Genomic DNA, 26514 nt, shown 5'->3' on the forward strand with positions numbered 1-26514 from the left:
ATAGAGGTCAGTATTTAAATACGTATCTTTATTTATAGTAAAGATATAATATTATGGATGTTTTCAAGGGTCAAAATCTTCTAGAGTTCTCTGATCGGTTCAAAACCGATGATGATTGCAAGGAATACTTAGCTTCGATAAAGGCTAAAAGTGCTTATAAATGTACTCGTTGCAACCATACCGCCTGTCAAATCCGCAAGGACTTCGGCAGACAGTGCAATATCTGTGGCCATATCGAATCCGCTACCGCCGATACACTTTTCCATAAGGTCAAGTTCGGTGTCAGAAAAGCGTTTTTCATCTGTTTCGAGATGGCAACCACCACCAAGAGCCTATCGGCAAGTTATATGTCGGTTCGCTACGGTGTTACGGAAAAGACCGCCAGGCTTTTTATGCACAAGGTCAGGGAAGCAATGACCTCCAGCGGCAACGATCCCATGGACGGAGAAGTACACGTTGACGAGTTTGTCCTTGGCGGAAGGGACGAAGGCAAAACGGGAAGGAGCTATGATGGCAAGAAAAAGAAGGCCGTGACAGCCGTACAGCTTACCCAGGATGGCAAGGTAAAGAGAATGTATGCAATGAAGATCGATGATTTCTCCGCACGGTCCCTACAATACATCTTTGTGAACCACATCAGTCGGGAAGCGCAGGTAACAACCGATAAGTGGAGGGGCTACAGGCCCATAGCCAAAGCATATGACATCACCCAGATAGAAAGCAACAAGGGGCTGAACTTTAAAGCACTCCACACAATGATCCACCAAGTGAAATCTTGGATAAGGACAACCTATTCCTGGGTGAGCGATGATAATCTGAACAGGTACTTCAATGAATTCTGTTTTCGGATCAACCGATCACAGAGCAAGGCAACCATATTCAACAACCTTATCACCAAGATGGTGCAGGGAGAGAAAATATATCAATCACAATTAATAAGTAACTAACTACTGACCTCTAAAAGATTAATTTAGAATAATAGTATTTGCTAGCCAACAAATTTCGACCGAGAACGTAGGGGGTACGCTGTTGGTGCTAATCAGGGTAATTTTGGTGAAACTTACTAGTAGTAAATAGTTCTTGACTCATTTTAACGAACTCCTTTAACGTTCATTTCTAGAGTGTAAACAGAATTCATCGCTGTGATAAATAATGTTTTTTGTTCTTTTCCTCCAAATGTAACATTGGCGGTCCAATTTTGATCTATAGGAATATGATGAATTTTCTCACCTTCTTTATTAAAAATAATTACTCCTTTTCCGGTAAGGTAAACGTTCCCCTTGTTATCTAGCGTCATTCCATCTGATCCCAAATTGGTGAATAGGGTTTTATCGCTCAAACTCCCATCAGTATTTACCCTATAAGAATAGGTTTTGTTATCGCCAACATCCGCCACATAAAGTGTCTTACCATCGGCGCTTCCTATTATCCCGTTTGGTTGTTGTAAGTTATCAGCAACTACTGTTATATTCTTCTTGTTAGGAGATAAGTAATACACCTGTTGTTTTTCTAATTCCATTTCGGTTCTCGTCCAATAATCACGTTGATAATAAGGATCGGTAAAATAGATACCTCCCTTTTTATCTACCCAGAGATCATTGGGACCATTTAATTTTTTGCCTTTATAATCATCTATTAAAACGGTAACTTTTTTATTAGGATCTATTTGCCATAGCTGATTCTTATCATCGGCACAGGCTAGGAGATTCCCCTCGTTATCAAAATATAGGCCGTTAGACCTTCCCGACGGCTCCATAAATACGGAAACAGAATTGTCAGTGGCAGACCATTTTAAAATACGGTCGTTTGGCTGATCGGTGAAATAGACATCTCCATTGGGAGCCATTGCAGGCCCTTCTGTAAAAGAATAGGTGTTAGCAACTACTTTTAGTTCCGCGCCATCGGCAATTAGTGGGGTTTCTTGAGTTATACAGGAAAAGCTTATCAATAGGGAAAATCCTATAATGAAATTTAAAACTGAATAGGGTGTAGTGGTCATATTATGATTAATATTTAAGGAGTTTATAAGATGAATTTAGACTCAATTTTTAGTAGGATAATTTAATCCAATTGGTAAGGAAGAGAACTTAGTTACTAACCCATTACCTCTCGCTTTACGGTTATTTGACTAAAGTTAGCTAAAAAACTCGGGATTTGGGACGACACATGCCGTGGGGACTTTGTATTTTTGTGCAAAAGCTATTTTATGAATTCCAGAGAAACCCAATTACAGGCCTTTGATCGATTGTTGACAATTATGGATGAGTTGCGAGAGCAATGCCCATGGGACAAAAAGCAGACTATGCAAAGTCTACGACATCTAACTATTGAGGAAACCTACGAATTAGGAGATGCAATTTTAGAAAACGACTTAGAAGAGGTTAAGAAGGAGTTGGGAGATGTGTTATTACATATTGTTTTTTATTCGAAAATTGGTAGTGAAACCAAGGATTTTGATATAGCTGATGTGGCTAATGAGATCTGTGATAAATTGATTAATAGACATCCACATATATATGGAGATATAGAAGTTCAAGATGAAGAGGAGGTGAAGCGGAATTGGGAAAATATTAAGCTTAAAGAAGGGAAGAAAAGTGTCTTAGAAGGAGTTCCTAGAGGATTGCCCGCTTTAGTTAAAGCCAACCGTATTCAAGATAAAGTAGCTGGAGTTGGATTCGATTGGGAGAAGCCAGAACAAGTTTGGGAGAAGGTGAAAGAGGAGTTGAAAGAATTTGAGGAAGAAGTAAACAATAATGATCACGATGCAATGGAAGCCGAATTTGGAGATGTGCTATTCTCTATGGTTAACTATGCCCGATTTTTAAAAATAAACCCCGAGAATGCCTTGGAACGAACTAATAAAAAATTTATAAAAAGGTTCCAGTACTTAGAAGAAAAGGCTAAAGAGCAAGGAAAAGCTTTAAAGGATATGACTTTGAATGAAATGGATGTGTTTTGGGAAGAAGCTAAATCAGTTTAACCTATAAATTCAAATTTCTAATTGTTTAGGTTAAGTCGTTATCAGCACGCTGCCTTAATGGTCTCCTGAGATTACATTGTAAGCCCGCCTATAAAATTATTTTGATTAATATATTCTGGTGTTACCCCTTCTACTGTAGATGGGAGTAGGTTGTAATAGAAATATATTTAGGTGTTTTCAATGCGCTATTGCGAAATTATACACTTGAAAACCGAGGAGGATGCTTTATCTTTGCACCTTAAAAAAATAAATCTTGCTACAGAAATATACAAAGGAGTTTAAGTATAACCTGATGCTTTCCTTTCCAGTTATTTTGGGAATGCTAGGGCATACTTTTGTTCAGTTTGCCGATAATATTATGGTGGGGCAATTGGGAACAGCAGAATTAGCTGCAGTCTCCTTGGGGAATAGCTTTGTTTTTATAGCTATGTCACTAGGAATTGGATTCTCTACTGCTATTACCCCTTTAGTAGCGGAAGCCGATGGGGCTAACAATACAGCAGATGGAAAAAGCGCATTAAAACATGGATTGGTCCTCTGTACCATTATGGGACTTGGTTTATTTGGGGTAATTCTACTAGCTAAACCACTAATGTTTATGATGAAGCAGCCAGTGGAAGTAGTAGAATTGGCAATGCCTTATTTGGATTTAGTTGCCTTTTCTCTTGTGCCTATGATAATTTTCCAAGCGCTTAAACAATTTTCTGAAGGTCTGTCACAAACAACCTATCCCATGTATGCCACGGTAATTGCAAACGTGGTTAATATTGTACTGAACTACTTGCTTATTTTTGGAAGTTTTGGTTTTCCAAAAATGGGGATTGTAGGTGCTGCAATAGGAACCTTAATTTCCCGAGTGGTCATGGTTGTATTTTTGTGGATGCTTATAAAACGAAAAGAGAAGTTTAAAGAGTACGTAACCGGTATTAATTTTAAGGTGATAGAGAAAAAGGTGATGAAAAAAATCATTTCTCTTGGTTTTCCTTCTGCCCTACAAATGTTTTTTGAGGTGGCTATTTTTACTGCAGCTGTTTGGATTAGTGGTGTTCTTGGTAAAAATGCACAAGCAGCTAATCAGATTGCACTAAACTTAAGTAGTATGACCTTTATGGTGGGAATGGGGCTTGGTGTTGCTGCTATGGTAAGGGTAGGGAACCAAAAAGGGTTGGGCACCTTTAAAGAACTTAGACGAATTGCCCAATCCGTTTTTTTGCTCACCTTTTTATTGGAGGTGGTATTTGCTATTTCTTTTATTCTTCTAAAAGACTGGTTGCCTACTATTTATTTGGACGTTGGTGATACAGCTAATTTACAGGATAATACGGAAGTAATAAAGTTGGCAGCACAACTCCTTCTTGTTGCAGCATTTTTTCAGATATCAGACGGAGTGCAAGTAGTTGTTTTAGGAGCTTTGCGAGGTTTACAAGATGTTAAGGTGCCTACTATCATTACTTTTATAGCATATTGGCTAATTGGTTTTCCAACTAGCCTTTATTTAGGGGTTTATACCTCTCTAGGTAGTATGGGAATATGGATTGGATTATTGGTGGGACTCACCGCATCTGCTATAATGTTGTATATTCGATTTAATCATTTGACCAAAAAATTAATAGAGACCAAGGAAGCTTTGGTCTAAAGAAACATATAAAAAACATTGGTGTATTCTTTCCTTAATGAGGAGAGGTTGCATGTAATTTAAAAATAAAAATGCTTATGGAATTCCCTAAATTTTTACTAGGTGATAATACTGATTATCCTACTGCTATTTTTGTAGTTCATACTGAATACCCAAGATTTATCATCAACTTAGAAAATGATGAGGTAGAATGGTTAGAGGACTTCACCAAAGAAGATGAAAAGGAACTAGAAGAAGAATCTGTGAACTTAATTGAAGCTGCAACAGCCTTTTACGATAGGGAAGTTTCTAGATACGAAGAATAGAAAAGATGTTGGAAGAACTAGTGAAGTATGACAAAGAGTTGTTTCTCTTCCTCAATCATTTGGGAAACGCTCAATGGGATGGTTTTTGGCTATTTATAACAAGTAAGTGGAGCGCTATACCCCTTTATATGTTTTTAGCTTATGTTACTTATAAGACCTTTGGTGTAAAACAATTACTCCTAGTTTTGGTCAGTATTGCAGTCCTTATATTGGCCACCGACCAGTTAGCTAACTTCTTTAAATACGGAGTAGGTCGTTTACGACCTTGTTACGATTTGGAAATAGGGGATGCAGTACGTTTGGTAAAGGCTTCTTGCGGTGGGCAATTTGGATATTTTTCCGCCCATGCTGGGAATTCTTTTGCGGTAGCTACTTTCTTTACCCTTTTGCTAGGATCCAAATACAGAGCTCTAGGGATATTTTTGGTGGTTTGGGCCATGGTAGTCGCCTATAGTAGAATCTATATTGGAGTACATTTTCCTTTGGATATCCTTACGGGAGCAACTATCGGGTTAGGAATGGCTAGCCTCTTCTATTACTTATTTGAAAGAATTAGGGTAAGGTATAAGCTCTAATATAAAAATTTCCTTACTGTTTTAGTTAAGCAACATCGATTCTAAAACCATGCGGTTAAGAGTTATAAGAATTCCAGTACCTATTTTTTTATACTTGGTTCTATTCGTCGCTTTCCTTCTTTTTCTTTTTAAAGATCCACTGATTTAGGGGGCCTAGAAATATTAAGAAAAATATTAGTCCAAAGGCAAACTCGTACACTTCCCAAGTCCTATCTGCCGGATTAAGGGCTACAAAAACGGTAGCCAATAAAAAGGCGATGGTATGGTGCCATTTCACTATAGGTACAGCAAAGTTATCGGCTAAATTTTTAAACCAAGTTTGTTTACGATATAGGATAGGGGATACAATAAGGTAAAGAAACATTACCACAAATAACAATTGGCTAAAAATAAGCTTGTTAATTTTCTTTTCTCCCACTACTAGGTTGTGTAAGTTGGTTTCGCCCTGGGCGTTATTTTGTAGGAAAAACTCACTAGATTCTACCTCGAAAATGCGTTGTCCCCAAGAAATTTCTTCTCCAGCTCCAAAAAGGAAGAGAACTACAAAAGCAAAGGTGCCTATTCTCCAAAGTGATTTTTTATAATTCCATAACGAAATTAGGTGATACAAAGACAGCATAGATATTCCGAAAAGCATTATAGCAGTAGCCCACTCTACGGTTCCATCTTCTTGGGCAAACTTAGTGTTGAAATACGTTTCATCTGTTATGCCTAAATAAAGTCCGAATAAAATAATTAGGAGTAAAATAGTGTAAGCTATTTTTTCAAATTTTGTCAAAAGATTCATCATTGTTTTTTTACTATATATAAATTGTTTACCAATCTGTCTTTATGTCCCTTGCTATCTGGATCTGCATACGAATTTAAATCGAATTTCCTCTTTAACTCATAAACATATCCAGTACCAAAGATACGTTTAAATTCAATTTCATCTACTTGAGCAACAAGTACGCCAAAGGTCTCTTCCTCAGGGATTATAATATTATTTTCTGCTTTTAGGTCTGGTAGACTGCTTCCAAAATCCCATATCATTTCCGGAGATACCTCTCCAAAGCTATATATTGTAATCCCCTTATCCAACATGTTAGTCTTTAAGTTTGCTATGGGATAATACGCTGTGTTTTTTTTGACTCCTCCGGCTAAAGGCATGGCCAATAGCTTTATGGAGGCAATTAACCCGATAGACAATAGGAAGCAATGAAAAACTTTCCGTTTTCCAAGAAAAATAAAAGTAAAGATACCTATAGCCATAAGAACTATGGAAGAGATAATATAGTAAACCCAATATCCATCTATGCTATTTAATACAAAATAGATAGCTATGGGGAATGCTATACCAATTACCCCCACAATCCCAAAATGTAGGTTGATAGGGAACCTTTCTTTGGCGCTTAATTTTGTTTTAAAATGAGTGAAAATGTACGAAAAGTAGATCCCTATATTAAGTGCTAATGGAATTAAAACGGGAACGAGGTAGCGCGACTTTTTTTCCGGAATGATGGAAAGTAACACTACAGCGATAATAGTCCATAAAAAGGTGAGTTTATAAACCTGTTTGTATTTAACACGTTTTATTAGGTAGGGGTAAAATAGACTTACCAAAGCAGGGATAGTCCACAATCCGCTTTGTACAAAAAAGCTCCAATAATAATAGAAGGGCCTTACGTTATAGCTATGCCAGTTGGAGGTCTCTTTTTTTGTGATGGCTAGGAAAGCATCTGGGTCTGCAAACCGTACATAGACAAACCACCATAAGCCTACACCAAGAGCTATTACAATTATTAAGAGCGTTGGAAGAACCTTTTTACCTTGCCTAAAGCCTTTGTACTTATATACTATGCCGTATGCTAAAAGGAATGGTAACAGGAGCCCGTAGAAGGAAATAGGACCTTTACTCATTATAGATAGCCCTATAAAGATACCTGCAAGTATACTATTTCTCCATTGATTGTGCAGTCCATTGAAAAATGGATAAAGAAAATAAATTCCCATTAACATAAAACCATGGGTATAGATATCCCAAGGAGCCTCCACGGTGATTCCAATGATATAAAAAGAGGTTAAGAGTACCAAAGCACTTACTAGTGCGTCTAATTTATTGTTCAGTAGTTTAAGGGATAACTTATAAGCGGTGTAGCCCAATAGAATGGCCATTAACATAGTGGGGAAACGAAGCGCTACAACGTTATTTATTCCAAATATCCATCCGAAAATAGCGGTAATCCAACTGGGTAACGGAGGTTTTTCATATCTTGGAAGTTCATTCATAGTCGTTAACAACCAATTCCCATCAATAACCATTTCCCTCGCAGTAATAAAATTTCTGGCCTCCATAATACTTACAGGGATAACCCCTAAATGAAAAAGGAAAATTGCAGATCCAGTTAAGAGAAGGACTAAAACGGGATTATTTTTTATCCAATTCATTGTTTTCATTTTTTAGGATAAATAAATTTCTTAAATATACGACTAGTCCCAAGCTATGTCCTACAAATAGAACAGGGTCTCTTCTAAATATCGCATAGGTTAAGATTAGGGAAGCCCCTATTAGACTAAGTAGCCAAAATCCAAATGGAAGACTAGACGCCTTCTTTTTTTCGGAGTATAACCATTGATATACAAATCTAAAGGTGAAAATTAGTTGAGCTATACTTCCTAATAACAATAGCCATAGTGGAATATTCTCATTTTTAAAGAGACTATCTATATCGTAGGCGTTATTGTTATACCCATAAACAGTAATAATTACTGGAAAAACATATAGAAAAATTCTGAGAAATTTGGGTAGTTTATACCATTCACCCTGCATTTGAATGTTTCTTATATAAATAAAATAAGTAATTGCTTGGCCCAACATTATGGCAAAATCATCACGTAGCCATCCGTAAACGAATAGTAAAAAAGAGGCTAGGAGGCTAAGTTGCCAAAAAAGCCTTGGCGTAATTACCTTTTTATTTTTTTCAGAAATTATCCATTGGACCAGCATCCTGCTGGAAAAAAGAATTTGGGCTAAAAAACCTATCGCATAAACTATCCAATCTGTCATTTACCCAATTTTCTCCACTTGGTAGTTGATATACTTTTTCTTCATCCATAAATAGGCGAAGCAATCTATTAGCGGGCCAATTAGTCGATTCCATAACCCATATTTTGCTGTTCCTGCCATTCGTGGAAAATGACGTATGGGGACTTGTAATATGGTTCCTTCTTGCAAAAGTATCATGGCCGGTAAAAATCGGTGTAGACCATTAAACATGGGTATTCTTTTAGCGTAATCTGTTTTTATCACCTTTAAGGGGCAGCCAGTATCGTCCATACCATCCTTGGTAAAAGTACGTCTAATGCCATTGGCAATTAAAGAAGAAGCATTCTTCACAAAAGAATCTTTTCTGTTCTCCCTAACTCCTGTGACTAAGTCATAAGGACCTATTTTTTCTAATAGTAGGTTAAAATCTTCAGGGGAGGTTTGTAGATCAGAATCTATATACCCTAACAGAGGAGTATCCACATGATCGAACCCAGCTTTAATTGCTGCACTCAATCCCCTGTTTTGTGCAAATTTTAAATATTGAAAATCCGTATTACGATTGCAGATAGCTTCAATAATTTCCTGACTTCTGTCCTTGGATCCGTCGTTTACGAAAAGTACTTTTGCCTTTTTAGTGCAGATTGTTAAGTAATCTCCTAGTTCTTTTTCTACACGTTCCAAATTGTCTTCTTCGTTGTAGACAGGTACTATTATAGTGAATTCATAAGTCATTATTCCTGGGCTATGTTAATCTGAATCTAACATTTAATGGGTCAAAGATAATAACTTTGCAAAGCTATATGGTATTAATTATATTCCTTATTTATATAATTGTAAGTTGACTAATCTTCTTTGGAAAGTTTAATAAGTTTTTCTGCTGCAGAAAATGGAGATAATTTACCTTCTAAAACTTGGGAAGTCATCTTTTCCATTAGTGGCCCTATTTTTTTGTTCTGATAAAAATCTTGTTTAAGGAGGTCGTCAATCGTTTGTAATAACCAATATTTATTTTGTTCTTTTCGGTTAGAGTTGAAGTGTCCATTATTCTTGGTTTTTTCTGCAAATTCCTTAATCACTTCCCATATTTCCTCAATACCGGTGTATTCTGTGGCAGAACAGCTAAGCACCTTAGTTGTCCACCCATTTCTTTTAGGGGGATATAAGTGTAACGCCTTAGAAAATTCCATTTTTGCTTGTTTAGCTTGTTCTAGGTTTTTTCCGTCTGCCTTATTGATGGTAATTAGGTCTGCCATTTCCATAATTCCGCGCTTAATTCCTTGTAGCTCGTCCCCAGCACCAGCTAGTTTTAGTAATAAGAAAAAGTCGGCCATTCCATGTACTGCGGTCTCGCTTTGTCCTACCCCTACAGTTTCAATCAATATTATATCGTACCCAGCTGCTTCACACAATACAATACTTTCCCTTGTTTTTCTAGCTACTCCTCCCAAAGAACTACCGGCAGGGGAGGGGCGTATAAAGGCATTAGGGTCTCGTACTAATTCTTGCATACGAGTTTTATCGCCCAAAATACTTCCTTTACTGATGGAGCTAGATGGGTCTACTGCTAATACTGCAACTTTTTTCCCTAATTTGGTAAGGCTCCTTCCAAATGCTTCTATAAATGTACTCTTACCAACACCGGGTACCCCAGTGATACCAATGCGAATGCTTTTGCCGCTATGGGGTAAACACCTTTCGATAATTTCTTGAGATGAGTGGCTGTGTTTTTTATTACTGCTTTCTATCAATGTGATGGCTCTTGCCAATGCAGAGATATCTCCTTTTAAAATACCAGTAACTAATTCTGAGGTAGAGGGAATATTCTTTCTAAAGGATTTTATTTTAGAAATATTAGTTGTTCTGAAATGTTTGTCTGTATTCAACTTAATGATGAATTGGTAAGCTTACTTTAGTTTGATCCCATAATAAGCTTAAATATACACTATCGCCTTGATCAAATTGTATGGTGAAGCGCTCAATAGGAGCTTTAAGTTTAGTAACAGGTGCCGTAACTTTTACTACATCCCATAGAGGCTCTCTTGTGGTTTCTTTACCGCCACTTAAAATAGTTACGCCCCAATCCGGGACTTCACTATTAAAAATTATCTCCCAACTAGACTCGTTAGGAATTGTCCATAGGGAATAGGTGCCTGCAGCCAAATCCTTTCCTTCTATAGTTACCTTTGTAGCGGTAGTAAAAGTAGTTGGTTCATTGGCGCCGGTCCTCCATACAATGCCATAAGGGACTAAGTCTCCAAAAATAACACGATCTTTTTTATATGGGCTGGAATAGTTAACAATAATATCCATCCCATTTTCATTATAGGTAGCTGTTCTTTCGGGACTGTGTTTTTTGGTCTGTTTTATTAAATAAGACTTTCCTCCTAAAAAGAATGCTAGGACAAGTACCGCAATAATTAGCAATAACCATTTTAAGAATTTCATAATTAGTAGATTAGGTGCTGTTAGTACTTCCTAAGTTACAAAACCAAATCTATATTCTGTTTCATTATGATAGGATTCTCCTGGATTTAGAATGCTATTTGGGAAGTTTGGTTGATTGGGTGCATCTGGATAATTCTGTGTTTCAAAACAAATTGCCGCAAATTCGGGCGGGGTATAAACTACCATTGAATGTTGATTGGTTATTACCTCCATAGTTATACCAGACTTATTGGTGGCTAATTTAGTGTTGTAGGGTAAATTGGTATCTAATACAAAAGGGGTGTCTAATTGTGTTTCCCCTATTTTTCTTTGGTGTAAGAAGTCATAATCGCTTCCTTTTACCGATACTACTTCTCCTGTAGGCATTAGCTTGTGATCTAGCGCTATAAAATCTGAGCAAGGCATTTGTAAATCGTAATGATTCAGTTGCTCCTCACCATCTAAATTAAAATAGGAGTGATTGGTAAGGTTAATAGGGGTAGACTTGTCCGTAGTTGCTTCATGGATGATATGTAAAGAAGCGCCTATCAATTTATAGGTAAGCGTAACGCTGAGGTTGCCAGGATAACCTTCTTCCATGTCCTTACTAAAATAGGTGAGGGTAATATGGGGGTTTTCTCCTTCGTGAACTTCTTTAATGTTCCATGTTTTTTTTCCAAACCCTTCTTTTCCACCGTGTAGATGCACTCCATTCTCGGAATATAGGGGGTAAGATATCCCATCAATAGTAAAGCTACTATTAGAAATCCTACCTGCATAACGACCAATACATGCACCAAGAGACTTATTGTCTGTTAAATATTTTTCGGGCTCTTCAAAGCCAACCACTACATTGGTGTCTTTTCCATGTTTATCTTTTAGGACTAGTTTCTGAATAATTGCCCCATATTCTAGTACCGTAAGGGTAATATAATTGTTTTGTATAGTTGCCAGTTTCAAGGTTTTTCTTTTTTAATTAACGATAAAAATACTCTTTTTTATGAAAAAGGAAATTACCTCCTATCCATTCAGAAAACGTAGTTTAGTTTCTAAATCTTAGAATGAGATACGCTTAAAGAGTATTTTCCCAATTACTGCTTAAAAAGTAAATTTCAGGAGGTTTACTACTAAATAAAAAGGCGAAGTAATTTCTACTTCGCCTTAATGACTTGAAATATGTAAGTTAATTAAATTTTTGGTTCCCAACCTTTTTCATATTCTCTTGTCCAGTGGGACATGGCTTCAGGATCATTCTTTATTTTTCCTGTTGTTGTGTCTATATTAATAGTTCTTCCCACATCCTGTGCAATATTACCAAGATGGCAAAGCATCGTAGATATACTGGCATCGGTAATAGGGGAGTTCTGAATCTTGTCTTCCCTAATCGCATCAAAAAAGTTATGTACGTGGTTCACGTCTAATCCTCCCATCCCTTGGGTATTGGTAGTGGCACTTTCAACACCTTCTTCCACCTTTTTAATCAGACTTCCGTCTAAATTGTACAATTCATAGGCGTTTCTAGAAAGGGTGATTGTTCCCTTACTTCCATATATTGTGGCGCCTCTTCCCGGCTGATCGGGTTTTATTACTCCACGACTATGGCCTGTCCACGTGATAAATTTCTCGGCCCCATATTTAAAAGTCACTTGTTGGTTGTCTACAAATTCCCAGTCATCTTGATAGGTATACTTTCCACCAAAGGAAGTTACGCTATCTGGCAAATCTACTCCTAGTGCCCATCGGCATACATCTATTTCATGTGTGCCATTGTTATGTAGTTCACCTGTTCCCCAAGTTCGGAACCAGTGCCAATTGTATGGGTGGATATTATCGCGAAAATCTTCTCTTGGTGCTGGTCCTTGCCATAAGTCCCAATCCAATGTTTTGGGAACGTCTACCTTATTTCCGATACCAATAGACCCTCTATTGTTAGAATAATAAGCCTCCCCTTTATAGACTTCCCCAATAATCCCTTCTTTAATTTCTTTTACCGCCAACATGGAGCTTTGTGCTGATCGCTGTTGGTTGCCCATCTGAACTTTTTTACCGTATTTTTTTTGTGCAGCTACTAGTAATTCATTTTCATGTGGATTGTGACTACAGGGTTTTTCTACATAAACGTGTTTTCCTGCTTGTAATGCCATAATAGCCATAGGAGCATGCCAATGTTCTGGAGTAGCAATAAATACCGCATCTACATTTTTGTCGTCTAGTATTTTTCTAAAGTCTTTTTCCACTTTAGGGACGTATCCGATATTCTTTTGACACCATTCATTATGCTCAGCAATTATCACGTCATCTACATCACAATTGTATATTATCTTGGCATTAGGATCTTGGTGTATGGCCACTATATGTGCTTTAGCCCTGCTTCTAACACCTATTACTGCAACATTTAATTGATCGTTAGCACCTAAAATATTTCCGTATCCCATTTGGGGTAGGACTAGACCACCCAAGGTAACAGCGGCACTTCCTGCTGCCGTTTTTTTAATAAAATTTCTTCTAGTATTCATTTACTCTTGGTTTTTTATACGCTTGATTTTGATATTCTTAAAAGATACGTGATCACCGTGATCCTGAAGAAGGATGTGACCCTCATCGCTTTCACCAAAATTTGGCCATTTTACATATTTACTTTCTGCTACCAATTTGCGGTATTCAGGGCTTTTACGTTCATATTCTAACACCTTTGTTCCGTTTAGCCAATGTTCTACATGATTGTTGATTGACTTAATATGTGCAGTGTTCCATTCCCCAATGGGATTAATGGGCTTATTTGGATCTGCTTGGATAAGGTCGTACAAGGAGGCTACTGTTCTGCTTCCTTCATGATTGCCTTGGTTAGCGTCAGGGTGGCGGGCATCATCTAATATTTGGTATTCCAGTCCAATAGAAGATCCAGGTCCTTTGTTGAGGTCCGTATTCACATAATATTTAATGCCACTATTGGCACCTTCGGTAAGTTTAAAATCTACCTTTAACTCAAAATCTCCGAAAAGTTCGGTGGTTACAATATCACCACCTGCTGCCGACTCCTCACCGCCAGAGGCTAATACGTTTAGTACTCCGTCTTTAATTTCCCATCCTTTTTCAGGAAAGTTATCTAGTCTGGCGCCTCGCCATCCATTAGTGGTTTCTCCATCCCATAGCAATTCCCAATTGTCCTTAGCTTCATTTACTGTAAGCTTGTTTTTGGTGATTATAGGAGTCAAGGGCGAATTTGTGGAATAGGTGTCTAGATCTTCCGTAAGGATTCTTATATTTTTCCAAATAATAGGAGTGCCCTCGGTCTTATCTTTTCCAATGCTGTGTACTTGAAGGGCTATAAAGCCACTTGCCGTTTTATCATCTATTAAATAAGCGGCTGGTACTCCGTTGATCCATGTTTTAATAGTATCTCCAATAGCTTCTATTCTATAGTGATTCCAATCATTTTGTTTGAATGCTTTTTGAGCTTCAGGATTATTCTCTAAGGTGTTTAGCCATCCCCGTCGACTTTCGTCATATATGCCTGCGCTCCATGCTCTTTTAGATGGGTCTATTTCTATCTGATACCCGTGTACTCTACCATTTTTATAGGTCGGAATACTATTGCTCCTGATTTGAATACCAGAATTCATGCTAGAATCTACTTTATATTCTAGTTCAAGAATAAAATCGGCATACATTTTATCAGTGGCTAAAAAGGAATTAGGAGTTCCATGGACCGTAGTCCCTATAATAGTCCCATCCTTAACGGTGTAATTGGCCTCACCTCCCTTTTGGTTCCATCCTTTTAAAGTGGATCCGTCAAAAAGAGCTACCCAAGGGGTATTGTCTTTTTTAGACTCTGAGCAAGAAATGATTAATAGGGTAAATAGAGTAATAGTAGTAACGAAAATGTGGTTCTTTAAATTAGATTTCATTGTATTGGAATGAATGGTGGTTGATTAATTTATTTCTTCAACTTAGAAAGATATAAAAAAGTGCGAATTATTCCTTATATGCTTATTATGGTTTTATACCTAAAGCGCTCATTTTTAATAAATGATATGGATGAAGCAGTCTATTTTAACAATTCAGTAAATTTTTGTTGGAATTTTTTTAGTCTGGGAATAGAAACACTTTTAATATAGGGGTTGTCTGGGTGTTTTTTTTCGTAATCCTGATGGTATTCTTCTGCTTTATAAAAAACGGTATGGGGTTTTACCTCTGTAATAATTGGAGAGGAGTATATCTCCTGTTCTGTTAATTTAGAAATATATTCTGTTATGATTTTCTTTTCGGTATCCGTTTTGTAAAAAGCAATAGATCTGTATTGTGGACCTTTGTCCGGGCCTTGCCTATTTGGTGTGGTAGGATCGTGTGATCCAAAGAAAACCTTTACTAGGGTTTTAAAGGAAACCACTTTTGGGTCGTAATACACGGCAACGGTTTCTGCATGGGAAGTTTTACCATAGGCAACTTCTTCATAGGTGGGATTGGTTTTTTTTCCACCTGCATAACCAGAAATGGCTTCTTCTACCCCTTTTACATGTTCAAAAATTGCTTCTACACACCAAAAGCAACCACTCGCAAAATAGGCAGTTTCTAAGTTTTGTAGGTCTTGAGGAGGAGGAACTTTTATGTGGTTTGTATTGCTATTTCCTTTGTTATTAGATAAACACCCCATAGTAAAAAAACTTACTATCAATAATACACATAAGCGTACTATGGGCAACTTCTTGTTGTTGTTTTCAATCTTAATCATATTATTAAATTATTATATAAATAAAGTTGTTTTAGAAATCTTCAGTTAAGTCGTATAGAAATATGCTGTATGTACTATTCTGAATGGTTTTTTTTGGTAGCCATAAGATAACAAATTAAAGCGCTAACTAAGGCTGCCGGTATATGCAAAATGAATTTATCAGCCTTTTATAGAACACCTCTGCCTACTGTTTTCTCTAAGTTAATTAATAATAATTAGTGTTCTGTATTTAGTTATTTAACTGATTATAAATTAATTAGGTCGATAATTTTTAGTGCCTGAGTATTATAACTGATATTTTACACACTTTATCTGACGTTTTGTTGATCACCGAAAAGTTATGCCGATTAACGGATTAGATCTCATAGTGTACACAATAGGGCGTTATCATTGCACTACAATATTCCAAATTATGAAGGCGTTTTTAATTTTTATTTTTATTCTTTTTGTCGGTATTTCTGTTCAAGCTCAAAGTACAAGTGATAAAGTTGTTTTGGTATCTAATTCAATGGAGGTTGAAGTTGGTAGTAAGGTAGAAGCTATAACACAGAATGCTGATGAGGTTGCACGAGTATATAAATTTAAAAATGCTAGGATTATGAAGGCGTTGTCTTTTAAAACGAAATTGGATAAGTCCAGACTAACGTAATCAATATTGCTTTAACCTCTTTCTTGAGTAGTACAACACCTTGGTTTAATATAGTTTTCGCAATGTTATTTGACTATTGTTTTTGGGTCGGGAATAAATTGATGTTTTACTTCAGAGAAGGTTACAATATAATAAGTTCCTTTTTTGGAATGATCCCTATTAATAGTTCCTTGTAGTTGTCTTACTAAATTATGTATTAACTTAAGTCCTAACGTTTCCGAGTTATTGAAATTTACATCTTTAGGAAAACCTGCACCATTATCTCCGATAACCAGTTCATAATCTAGCTTGTTTAGCTTTTTTATTTCAATATAGATTTCCCCATGTCCTTTATCTTCAATTCCGTATTTCAAGGCATTGGTAATTATTTCATTAATTAGGAGCCCCAAGGGAATGGCTGTATCGATTCCTAATTTTACGTCTGGAATAACAATGTTTAGAGTGATATTGTTTTCTGAACCTTTGAAGGACTTTATTAAATAATCTCCCAGTTCACGGACATAGGAGCTATATTCAATTTTTGAGAGGTCTTTTCGCATATAAAGCATTTCGTGAACCATTGCCATAGAAATGACTCGATTTTGGCTGCTTTTAAGAATATTCTTAATTTTTTTGTCCTCCGTGCTTCTAGATTGAAGACTAAGGAGACTAGATACAGTTTGAAGATTGTTCTTAACCCTATGGTGAATCTCTTTAAGTAAGGTGTCCTTTTCCTTGATACTAATTTCATTATCTTTTTTGATCTTATGTAGGTCACTATGTGCTTTAAGAAGGTTTTTGCCAACAACACTTCCAAGCATATAAACAGAAAATATGATACTGAAAAGGCTGAAAAGGTTTCTACTTTCAATAGGGACTACGTTTGGGGTAAAATTAAATTCTGCTACACTTTGAGAATAGATTAAGACAATGATTAAGATATTGAGGTTTAAATAAACCCTTCCGTAAGTTTGAGTGCTTATATATCCTGTAAATACGATAATTGCTAAAACAAAAATAAACGGACTATTTATACCGCCACTGAATAAAGTAATGGCTATGGCAGTAGCAAGCCCCATTATAGAGCTTATATTATAGGTGAGATTTAGAGATCTATGTTTAAAATAAAAGTAGGTGTTCACCAAGTTCAATATTCCAAATGAAATAAATAGATAGGGAATAATTTGGGTTATACTAAGGAACGTAATACAGAGAATCCCAAATATAATGGTAAGTAAAGATGAGATATAGTTAACCCGTATAGTTAGTTGTACCTTATCCTTTAATTGATGTATTTCCTCAAGGGGTCTGAGCATTTTTAGTAATGGTTGTTTTTGGTGGTTATGTTGTGTAATAATACCTTTAGATTAAAGAAGCATATAGCTTATATCTAATTATTTAAACTTATAAATTTTGTCAAATTCATAAATAGGAAATTTGATAATTGATAAGTTTTCATTTTAAGCCTTAGCATGGTGAGGCGTGTAAAATATGGGGCAAAAAACTAGAACACCGATTAACCTTATATAAGACTAAGGATATTCTCGTTATTTATAAATCTATAAAAAAAAGCGCGACAATTCTAAAATTGTCGCGCTTATGTGGTCAAAGCTGTTTATTTGTTGATTGATTACTCTTCAATCAACACCCATTCTCCCTTTATTAATAGGGGTTCGGCCTGCTTATATTTTACCGTTTTGCTTTCGCCAGACATTACATTCTTTATAGTTACTCGTTCATTACGCCCAATCTTAGCCTTTTCCCTAACTATAGTTTCTGTAACTTGTGGTCTACTAGACTGGTTTTGTCCGACAGCCCTGTTCTGAGCTGCCATCTCATCACTATTTGGAATCTCCTCCTTAGAGGTTTTTAAGTTTTCCTTAGGTCTGCTTATGTTTCTAGCCTCTTGGATCTCATTACTTTGATTAGGTAACTCTCCTTTGAATAAAAAGGAAACAATTTCTTTGTTTACTTTTTCAATCATTTGTTTAAAGAGCTCAAATGCTTCAAACTTATAAATAAGCAAAGGGTCTTTTTGTTCGTGTACTGCCAATTGGACTGATTGTTTTAATTCGTCCATTTTTCTAAGGTGAGTCTTCCAAGAATCATCAATGATGGCCAAGGAAATATTCTTCTCAAAATCGGTTATCAATTGTTCTCCATTGGTGTCGTAAGCCTGCTGAAGGTTAGTAACTACATTCAGGGACTTTATACCATCCGTAAAGGGAACAACAATTCTTTCAAAGTTATTGGCATTGTCCTCATACACGTTCTTAATAACAGGAAATGCAATGGCTGCATTACGCTCCATTTTATTTTTATAATGCTCGTAAGTAGCCTTATAAATGATATTTGACAATTCCTGTACTCCCATATTTGTAAACTCTTCTTCGCTGATAGGAGAGGTGATGGAAAAATATTTTATAAGTTCAAACTCAAAGTTCTTGTAGTCGTTAGCCCCTTTGTTGGTTTCTGTGATCACCTCGCAGGTATCATAGATCATGTTGGCAATATCTACTTTTAAGCGCTCACCTTGTAGGGCGTGGCGTCTTCTTTTGTAGATAACTTCCCTTTGGGCATTCATTACGTCATCATACTCCAATAGTCTTTTACGGATACCAAAGTTGTTTTCTTCTACTTTCTTCTGCGCGCGCTCAATAGATTTGGTCATCATGGAATGTTGAATTACTTCTCCTTCTTCCAATCCCATTTTGTCCATCATTTTAGCTACTCTGTCCGAGCCAAATAAACGCATCAGGTTATCTTCCAAGGAAACGTAGAACTGCGAGCTTCCTGGATCTCCTTGTCTTCCAGATCTACCTCTTAACTGTCTATCTACCCTTCGAGAATCATGACGTTCTGTTCCTATAATAGCTAGACCGCCTGCTTTCTTAACTTCGGCGCTTAACTTAATATCTGTACCACGACCCGCCATGTTGGTGGCTATAGTCACTACCCCAGCATTTCCTGCCTCAGCAACAATATCTGCCTCTTTTTTGTGCAATTTAGCGTTAAGGACATTGTGAGGTACCTTTCTTATGTTTAACATTCGAGAAAGTAATTCCGATATTTCTACGGAGGTTGTTCCAATCAAAACTGGCCTTCCAGCCTGGGATAATTTGGTAACCTCTTCAATAATGCCGTTATATTTTTCGCGTTTGGTCTTGTAAATTAAATCCTGTTTATCGTCTCGAGCAATTGGTCTGTTAGTAGGAATCTCTACAACATCTAGCTCATATATTTCCCAGAATTCGCCTGCTTCGGTAATAGCAGTACCCGTCATTCCCGAAAGCTTGTTATACATTCTAAAATAGTTCTGTAAGGTTACAGTTGCAAAGGTTTGGGTCATTGCCTCAATCTTTACATTTTCCTTAGCTTCAATAGCTTGGTGTAATCCATCAGAATACCTACGGCCATCCATAATACGACCGGTCTGTTCGTCTACAATCATCACCTTATTGTCCATGACTACGTATTCTACATCCTTTTCAAAAAGGGTGTATGCTTTTAAAAGCTGGTTCATGGTATGGATTCTTTCGCTTTTAATGGCAAAATCCTTAAACAATTCTTCTTTTAGTTCTGCTTCTTTATTAATCTCAAGATCTTGACCTTCAATTTTAGCAATTTCATTACCAATATCTGGCATCACAAAGAAATCCTTATCTCCTTCACCAGAGAGGTATTCCACTCCTTTTTCCGTAAGTTCTATCTGATTGTTTTTCTCATCAATCACAAACCAAAGCTCCTCATCAATTTGGTGCATTTCTCTGTTGTTGTCTTGCATGTAGTAATTCTCAGTCTTTTGCAGCAACTGTTTAACACCTTCTTCACTTAGGAATTTAATTAGAGCCTTATTTTTTGGTAATCCCCTATATACTCTTAATAGAAGAAATCCTCCTTCTTTGGTATTGCCTTCGTGAATTAACTTTTTTGCTTCGGCCAAGACTCCAGTTAAAAATGCCTTTTGCTTACTTACAATATCCCCAACTTTTGGTTTAAGCTCGTTAAATTCGTGACGATCTCCTTCTGGCACTGGACCAGAGATAATTAAGGGAGTACGAGCATCATCTACAAGAACAGAATCTACCTCATCCACAATGGCAAAGTTATGTGGTCTTTGTACAAGATCGGATGGGGTATGGGCCATGTTATCCCTTAAGTAATCAAACCCAAACTCGTTATTGGTACCGTAGGTTATATCTGCATTATATGCTGCTCTTCTTCCATCAGAATTTGGCTGATACTTATCAATACATTCTACAGATAGTCCGTGGAACTCAAATATAGGAGCCATCCAAGCGCTATCTCTTTTTGCTAAGTAATCGTTCACGGTAACCAAATGAGCACCATTCCCAGTAAGGGCGTTTAGGTATAGGGGTAGGGTAGCCACCAAAGTTTTACCTTCTCCAGTTTGCATTTCTGCGATTTTTCCTTGGTGTAAGGCAATTCCACCAATCAACTGCACGTCGTAGTGGACCATATCCCAAGTAACTTCTTTTCCTGCAGCATCCCAGGAATTTTTCCAAATTGCCTGCTCTTCACTTAAAGTTACATAGTCCTTAATGCCAGATAATAACCTGTCATTCTCGGAAGCCGTAACGGTTAGAGTTTCGTTATTTGCAAACCTTTTGGCTGTTTCCTTTACAACGGCAAAAGCCTCTGGAAGTATTTCATTTAAAGTAGCTTCAGAGGTTTTGTATATTTCTTCTTTTAACTTGTCTACTTCTCCATAAATATCTTCATTCTTATCGATGTCCGTGGAAGCTTTTACCTCTTCTAAAAGTGCGTTTATCTTATCTTGGTTTTCTTTGGTCGCCTCCTTAATCTTATTCTTGAAAAAGATGGTTTTCTCACGAAGCTCATCGTGGGAAAGTTTTTCTAACTGTGATTCAAAGGACTTTATTTGATCTACCAAGGGCTGCATGCTTTTTACGTCTTTCTTGGACTTATCGCCTACAAATGCCTTTATTATGGAGTTTAAAAAATTCATAAAATATATTATTATTAATGAAAAGTCCTATTGCGGACTTTCGTATATGTGCTTGCCTATTTGCTAGGTTTAGTAATAGCATTAAGCAATTTCAAATTTACGTAAAAAAAAAGCCTCTTATGAGACTTTTTTGTTGTAATTCCGTTAATATTCTAATATTCGTCTTCGTTCCAAAGGTAATCTTCTTCGGTAGGATAGTCGGGCCAAATTTCTTCAATTGACTCATAGATTTCCCCTCCTTCTTCTTCCATAGATTGTAGGTTCTCGACAACCTCCAAGGGGGCACCGGTTCTAATTGAATAATCTATCAACTCATCTTTGGTTGCTGGCCAGGGTGCATCACTTAAATAGGATGCTAATTCTAAAGTCCAATACATCGCAATAGTATATTATAATTTTTGCAAAAGTAATTTTTAAAGTGTAATGTGCAAGTTATTTCGCTTGAAATATAACTATTTTATCAACATTATGTCACTTTTTTTGATTTTTTTCAAAAGCTAGTTAAATTTTATTGTTCCTTTTTCTCAGGAATCCATAAAACTTCTTCTGCTTTAAGTTGTTTGGACAAGTTTCGTGCCAACACAAATAAAAAATCAGAAAGTCGGTTAATATATGCCATTAAGGTAGTATCTACTGCTGATGTCTGATGAAGTTGTGCTACTAAGCGCTCCGCTCTACGACAAATTGTTCTAGAAATATGACAATATGACACGGTAGGATGACCCCCAGGAAGTATAAAATGAGTCATAGGAACTAAGCCTTGTTCCATACGATCAATCTCTACTTCTAAAAATTCTAAATCACTCGAATTTATTTTGGGAATGTTTAGGCGGTCTTTTCCATTTTTTAATTTTTCCTTTTTAGGATCAATGGCTAACAAAGCTCCAATGGTAAAAAGCTTTTCCTGGATGGTTTTTAAAATTTCTTTACTTATGGGATCTATTTTTTGATCCCTTATAAGGCCTATCCACGAGTTTAATTCATCTATTGTCCCGTAACTTTCTATCCTAATGTGATGTTTGGGTACTCTGGTTCCGCCAAATAATCCCGTTGTACCATCATCTCCCGTTTTGGTGTATATTTTCATTATAATAAGTTATTGTTGTAGATAGAAATGTAAATATCCTTAAAGGTATAAGTTAAACTGGATTTGGAACGTTAAACCCATTGTAGGTTTGTTGATGTGTAATAAGGGTAGTGTTGCTTAATTTTCTTTTTCTTCCCTTGATTTATTTCGGTTTTCCTCTCTGTAGCTCTCCATGAATTTTCTTGATTTTCTATCCTTATTTTTCTTTCTGGTCATACCTTGAGTCATAAAAAACACGATTGCTAATGCTGCCAGAACGATGTATATTGTATAATCCATTATTCAAATTTAGGAATTTCTTGTCAGAAGTGTGAAGGTAAGGGGTTATACTCTAATTTTAAAATCTTCCTTGGCCTGCTCTTTTCTAAAAAAAAGTAAACCTCCATAAAACATATCTATGCTTACAGACACTTTTTCTAGTTTTTTTAAAGTTTTCCAATAGTCAGTTCTATTCTTATCGCTATAGATGTGTGGAATATAAATAATGCTATTGTTCTTAATCTCTGGGTTGTTTAATACGTATTGGTCTAGGGTTTGTTGGGTAAGGGTTTCCAAGTAAATTAAATCAGGCAAACTGTCAGAAATAGAAATCTCTCTTAACGTAAGTTGCTTATTGATTTCTTTTTCATCCCCTACCAATTGTACTTGTTTTAAAGAAAAATAATCTAATGTTTTTAATAAGATTGCAAGGCTTTTAGATGTTTTGTAATAAGGTGGTTTGTAAAGGCTTTTGGTAATAAAACTATATACAAAAGGGGAGTGAACACCGTGTTGATTAGTGGCGCTTAGCCAAAATTTTATTTTTGAAAATAATCTATAGCGCATTTCAGTATTTTCCGCTTTAACTTAACCTTAAATTATTTATGTAATTTTTTTAACCTGATCTTACAATGAAAGTTCAAACCAACGCTCTGTTTTCTTGTCTATTTCTTCTTCTATTTCACTTAGCTGAATGGAGAGTTCGGTGATTTTATCTCCAGAAAGCGTAGCATCTGTGAACTTATTTTGAATTTCTATTTTTTTAGCTTCTAATTTTTTAATATCCTTTTCTAGTTGCTTAAATTCCTTTTGCTCTAAATAGCTTAGTTTTTTCTCCTTGTCAGGCTGATTTCTGTTGGGTTTAGACTCTTTTGGTTCGCTTTCTTTTTGCTTTGCAGCTCTATTATCCTGTTCTATGCTATCCTCATAGGTTCTGTAGTCAGAATAATTACCTGGGAAATCTTCAATCTCTGCATTGCCTTTAAAAACAAATAAATGATCTACGATTTTATCCATAAAATAACGGTCGTGAGATACTACCATGAGGCAGCCAGGGAAATCTAAGAGAAAACTTTCCAAAACATTTAGGGTAACTACATCCAAATCATTGGTAGGCTCATCTAGGATTAGGAAATTTGGATTTTGGATAAGTACTGTACATAGGTAAAGACGTTTACGTTCTCCTCCACTAAGTTTTTCTACAAAATCGTATTGCTTTTTCCGATCAAATAAAAAGCGCTCCAGCAATTGTTGGGCAGATATCTGTCTCCCTTTTAAGAGTGGAATATAATCTCCATACTCTCTGATGACATCAATTACTTTTTGTCCTTCCTTTATTTTTATACCGCCCTGAGTATAATACCCAAATTTGATGGTTTCCCCAATAATAACTTTACCACTGTCTGGTGTATCTTTTCCTGTTATGATGTTTAGAAAAGTAGATTTTCCCGTTCCATTTTTTCCTATAATTCCAATCCGTTCTCCTTTTATAAAGTTGTAGTTGAAATTATCTAAGATGGGTTTGTCAGGATAGGCTTTAGAGACTTTAATGAGCTCTACAACCTTGCTTCCCATGCGCTCCATGTTAATTTCTAGTTGGATCTCATGCTCACTTCTACGCTTGTTGGCTCTATCTTTTATGTCTTGGAAATCGTCTATTCTAGACTTAGACTTGGTGGTACGTGCTTTAGGTTGTCTACGCATCCAATCTAACTCCTTTTTGTAGAGAAGTTTAGATTTATGCTGTTCTACTGCTTCCTGCTCTATCCTAGCTTCCTTCTTTTCTAAATAATAGGAGTAATTCCCTTTATAGTTGTACAATTGTCCATTGTCTAACTCTATAATTTCATTACACACTCGCTCTAGGAAATACCTATCGTGGGTCACCATAAATAAGGTGAGGTTTTCTTTAGCGAAATACTGCTCCAACCATTCAATCATTTCTAAGTCTAGGTGGTTGGTAGGCTCATCTAAAATAAGAAGGTCTGGCCTATTTATTAATGCATTGGCCAATGCTATTCGTTTCTTTTGCCCTCCAGATAATAGGCTTACCTTTATAGATAGGTCTTCTAATTTTAACTTAGATAAAATTTGCTTGTATTGGGTTTCAAAGTCCCATGCGTCATAGCGTTCCATTGCCTCAAACGCCTTTTGGTATGCATCTGTATCCTCTGGATCTGCTAGGGCATGCTCGTAGTTCTGAATTACCTTTAGTACTTCGTTGTCCGAAGCGAAAATAGTTTCTTCTATAGTTAAATTTGGATCTAGGTTAGGCTCTTGTTCTAAAAAGGAGATTCTTATCCCTTTCCGCATGTTAACTTGGCCAGTATCGGAAGAGTCTCTGCCCGCAATAATATTTAATATGGAGGTTTTACCACTACCGTTTTTTGCGATAAAGGCAATTTTTTGTCCCTTGTTAATCCCAAAAGAGATTTCTGAAAAAAGGGTCAACTCGCCAAAAGATTTGGAAAGGTTTTCTACAGTGAGAAGATTCATTTATAATTTTATTTTAAACGGGTTGATTGCTGAAAATAGTTCCATAAAAAAAGATATCTTATTCCAAGCATAATAAGTAACGGTGCTATTAGTGGGGAAAAGGATTGAATATTAAAAATCCATAAAATCACTGTTAGTACCAGCATCGCCAATAGCAATATTAAATATTTGGGAAGCCATGAAGCCTCCGTATTTTTTTTAAAGAGTATAAAAGCAACTATGGTGTTCAATGGGAAAACCCATAGTATATTAAAGTTATATACTGTTGCTGTATGGTCAGTAAAGAACCATAAAAACAGTAACAATATTCCTGCTAGTCCAGTTATGATAAACAATCCAAAATCTAAGACTCGACTTCTTACTTTGTTTTTATAGTTTAAATAGGTGATGATAATAACTAATAACAATAGTGATAATATCCAAAATAGGGGAGTGGTAATAAAGTTAGTCCCTGCTTTACGTTCTTTAGGATTAATGATTGTTCGCTCTTTACTCACTAGTTTGGAACGGCCTAAAGTGGAATTGCCTAATTGTTTCATCACATAATCGGGCAAAAACATATGTTCCTTGTTAGAGGCTGTTTGGTCTATAACCGAACCTAAGGCCAGATCTATCCCAAAGTTAGACCAAGAATTTAAGGTTAATTTTTGATGTAGCAATTCTCGAAAAGTGTATTTTTCCTCTAATTGGTCTTCAAAATGCAATTTGGTGCCTAGAGTTTCTTCAAGGACATCTCCAATTTTGGTTGCACAGTTATTGTAAAAGAAATCGTATTTATAATCCCTGTTTTCTGGTAGGTGATTAATTTCAAGGAATTTGTATAGTTTGTTTTTTTGAGCAAGATCAAGATCCAGCTGCTGTTCCTTAACCCATCTGTTTTCTAATTCATAGGCATATAAAAAGTAGGGTGTTTCCTGCTTACTGAGGGAATAAAACAAATTGCCCTTGGCAAAATCCACATAAAACATTGGGGGGTTAAAATCAAAGGTACCATAGTTGTAAACTACATCAATTCCTTGCACGGGATCTTGTACTCTAAAAGCGCTATGACCAAAGGTGGTATACAGATCGTCACCAGCCCCACAAGTGAGTACGCTTATTTGTGCATTGGGAGATATCTGGCTCTGTTGAGCACCACAGAATATGGAAATACTGAAAAAAAATAAAAATATTTGATTTTTTAACCACATATTGTAATGGGAGAGGTTATTAGTAGCCGATAATTGTCGCAAATATCGAATAAATAAAAGGATTTAAGAACACCGGGTGGCCGGATTATAAAAAAGTACATATATTTTAACAGCTTTTTTTAATAAGTGGTATTTTTACCCCTATTTACCTATCTTGGTTCTATATGATTTAAAGATCCTTGTTA

The 26514-nt window shown here is 36.3% G+C and carries 25 protein-coding genes; 6 read left to right on the top strand and 19 right to left on the bottom strand.

From position 1 onward, the window contains the following. Positions 1-53 precede the first annotated feature (53 nt). The gene (locus H344_RS0106700) at positions 54-947 is read left to right on the top strand and encodes an IS1595 family transposase (protein WP_026809533.1); all 894 of its coding nucleotides are present in this window, start codon (positions 54-56) and stop codon (positions 945-947) included. A gap of 143 nt (positions 948-1090) precedes the next feature. On the opposite strand, the gene H344_RS0106705 is transcribed toward H344_RS0106700, so the two are convergent. After that, complete coding sequence (locus H344_RS0106705) at positions 1091-1999, bottom strand: SMP-30/gluconolactonase/LRE family protein (protein ID WP_051254160.1); 909 nt, start codon at positions 1997-1999, stop codon at positions 1091-1093. A gap of 207 nt (positions 2000-2206) precedes the next feature. Here H344_RS0106705 and mazG point away from each other — a divergent pair, with 207 nt between their 5' ends. The 4 genes from mazG to H344_RS0106725 all read left to right on the top strand — a co-directional run bounded on the left by mazG (position 2207) and on the right by H344_RS0106725 (position 5496). After that, the gene (gene mazG / locus H344_RS0106710) at positions 2207-2980 is read left to right on the top strand and encodes a nucleoside triphosphate pyrophosphohydrolase (protein ID WP_026809610.1); all 774 of its coding nucleotides are present in this window, start codon (positions 2207-2209) and stop codon (positions 2978-2980) included. 253 nt (positions 2981-3233) lie between these two features. Continuing rightward, positions 3234-4616, top strand: coding sequence for an MATE family efflux transporter (locus H344_RS0106715; RefSeq protein ID WP_034256298.1), 1383 nt, complete (start codon positions 3234-3236; stop codon positions 4614-4616). Positions 4617-4693: 77 nt separating this feature from the next. Next, positions 4694-4921 carry a hypothetical protein gene (locus tag H344_RS0106720; RefSeq protein WP_026809612.1) on the top strand — a complete coding sequence of 76 codons (228 nt, stop codon included), beginning with the start codon at positions 4694-4696 and terminating at the stop codon, positions 4919-4921. A gap of 5 nt (positions 4922-4926) precedes the next feature. Then, a complete protein-coding gene (locus tag H344_RS0106725) occupies positions 4927-5496 on the top strand; it encodes a phosphatase PAP2 family protein (RefSeq protein ID WP_026809613.1) in 570 nt (189 codons plus the stop codon). A gap of 100 nt (positions 5497-5596) precedes the next feature. On the opposite strand, the gene H344_RS0106730 is transcribed toward H344_RS0106725, so the two are convergent. The 10 genes from H344_RS0106730 to msrA all read right to left on the bottom strand — a co-directional run bounded on the left by H344_RS0106730 (position 5597) and on the right by msrA (position 15680). After that, on the bottom strand, positions 5597-6283 hold the full coding sequence (locus tag H344_RS0106730) for a hypothetical protein (protein ID WP_026809614.1): 687 nt from the start codon (positions 6281-6283) through the stop codon (positions 5597-5599). Continuing rightward, a complete protein-coding gene (locus H344_RS0106735) occupies positions 6283-7923 on the bottom strand; it encodes an ArnT family glycosyltransferase (protein ID WP_051254164.1) in 1641 nt (546 codons plus the stop codon). The genes H344_RS0106730 and H344_RS0106735 overlap by 1 nt, the downstream gene beginning before the upstream one ends. Beyond that, a complete protein-coding gene (locus H344_RS0106740; RefSeq protein ID WP_026809616.1) occupies positions 7904-8542 on the bottom strand; it encodes a lipid-A-disaccharide synthase N-terminal domain-containing protein in 639 nt (212 codons plus the stop codon). The genes H344_RS0106735 and H344_RS0106740 overlap by 20 nt, the downstream gene beginning before the upstream one ends. Then, positions 8543-9256, bottom strand: coding sequence for a glycosyltransferase family 2 protein (locus H344_RS0106745; RefSeq protein WP_026809617.1), 714 nt, complete (start codon positions 9254-9256; stop codon positions 8543-8545). A gap of 110 nt (positions 9257-9366) precedes the next feature. After that, complete coding sequence (gene meaB, locus H344_RS0106750) at positions 9367-10407, bottom strand: methylmalonyl Co-A mutase-associated GTPase MeaB (protein WP_026809618.1); 1041 nt, start codon at positions 10405-10407, stop codon at positions 9367-9369. A 1-nt stretch (position 10408) separates the two neighbouring features. Continuing rightward, positions 10409-10969, bottom strand: a complete 561-nt coding sequence (locus tag H344_RS0106755; protein WP_026809619.1) for a DUF2911 domain-containing protein — start codon at positions 10967-10969, stop codon at positions 10409-10411. Between the two features lie 30 nt (positions 10970-10999). After that, complete coding sequence (locus H344_RS0106760; protein WP_026809620.1) at positions 11000-11908, bottom strand: aldose epimerase family protein; 909 nt, start codon at positions 11906-11908, stop codon at positions 11000-11002. A 227-nt stretch (positions 11909-12135) separates the two neighbouring features. Then, positions 12136-13464 carry a Gfo/Idh/MocA family oxidoreductase gene (locus H344_RS0106765; RefSeq protein WP_026809621.1) on the bottom strand — a complete coding sequence of 443 codons (1329 nt, stop codon included), beginning with the start codon at positions 13462-13464 and terminating at the stop codon, positions 12136-12138. Then, positions 13465-14856: a 3-keto-disaccharide hydrolase gene (locus tag H344_RS0106770; protein ID WP_026809622.1), complete on the bottom strand. Its 1392-nt coding sequence runs from the start codon at positions 14854-14856 to the stop codon at positions 13465-13467. Between the two features lie 140 nt (positions 14857-14996). Beyond that, on the bottom strand, positions 14997-15680 hold the full coding sequence (gene msrA / locus H344_RS0106775) for a peptide-methionine (S)-S-oxide reductase MsrA (protein WP_240484954.1): 684 nt from the start codon (positions 15678-15680) through the stop codon (positions 14997-14999). 412 nt (positions 15681-16092) lie between these two features. Here msrA and H344_RS0106780 point away from each other — a divergent pair, with 412 nt between their 5' ends. Beyond that, the gene (locus tag H344_RS0106780) at positions 16093-16329 is read left to right on the top strand and encodes a hypothetical protein (RefSeq protein ID WP_026809624.1); all 237 of its coding nucleotides are present in this window, start codon (positions 16093-16095) and stop codon (positions 16327-16329) included. Between the two features lie 65 nt (positions 16330-16394). Here H344_RS0106780 and H344_RS0106785 read toward each other — a convergent pair whose 3' ends face one another. The 8 genes from H344_RS0106785 to H344_RS0106820 all read right to left on the bottom strand — a co-directional run bounded on the left by H344_RS0106785 (position 16395) and on the right by H344_RS0106820 (position 26371). Next, on the bottom strand, positions 16395-17624 hold the full coding sequence (locus H344_RS0106785) for a sensor histidine kinase (RefSeq protein ID WP_026809625.1): 1230 nt from the start codon (positions 17622-17624) through the stop codon (positions 16395-16397). Positions 17625-17938: 314 nt separating this feature from the next. Then, entirely contained in the window at positions 17939-21298 is a 3360-nt protein-coding gene (secA, locus tag H344_RS0106790; RefSeq protein ID WP_026809626.1) for a preprotein translocase subunit SecA, read from the bottom strand. Between the two features lie 152 nt (positions 21299-21450). Further along, the gene (locus H344_RS0106795; RefSeq protein WP_013994285.1) at positions 21451-21675 is read right to left on the bottom strand and encodes a DUF2795 domain-containing protein; all 225 of its coding nucleotides are present in this window, start codon (positions 21673-21675) and stop codon (positions 21451-21453) included. Positions 21676-21806: 131 nt separating this feature from the next. After that, positions 21807-22385: a cob(I)yrinic acid a,c-diamide adenosyltransferase gene (locus tag H344_RS0106800; RefSeq protein ID WP_026809627.1), complete on the bottom strand. Its 579-nt coding sequence runs from the start codon at positions 22383-22385 to the stop codon at positions 21807-21809. 117 nt (positions 22386-22502) lie between these two features. Next, entirely contained in the window at positions 22503-22664 is a 162-nt protein-coding gene (locus H344_RS21650; protein WP_157378179.1) for a hypothetical protein, read from the bottom strand. A 45-nt stretch (positions 22665-22709) separates the two neighbouring features. Continuing rightward, entirely contained in the window at positions 22710-23210 is a 501-nt protein-coding gene (locus H344_RS0106810; protein WP_026809628.1) for a hypothetical protein, read from the bottom strand. Between the two features lie 60 nt (positions 23211-23270). Next, the gene (locus tag H344_RS0106815) at positions 23271-25139 is read right to left on the bottom strand and encodes an ABC-F family ATP-binding cassette domain-containing protein (protein WP_026809629.1); all 1869 of its coding nucleotides are present in this window, start codon (positions 25137-25139) and stop codon (positions 23271-23273) included. Positions 25140-25147: 8 nt separating this feature from the next. Next, positions 25148-26371: a lipoprotein N-acyltransferase Lnb domain-containing protein gene (locus tag H344_RS0106820; RefSeq protein ID WP_240484955.1), complete on the bottom strand. Its 1224-nt coding sequence runs from the start codon at positions 26369-26371 to the stop codon at positions 25148-25150. Positions 26372-26514 lie beyond the last annotated feature (143 nt).

Origin of the sequence: Arenibacter latericius DSM 15913, from assembly GCF_000424985.1 — a bacterium.
Lineage (GTDB): Bacteria > Bacteroidota > Bacteroidia > Flavobacteriales > Flavobacteriaceae > Arenibacter > Arenibacter latericius.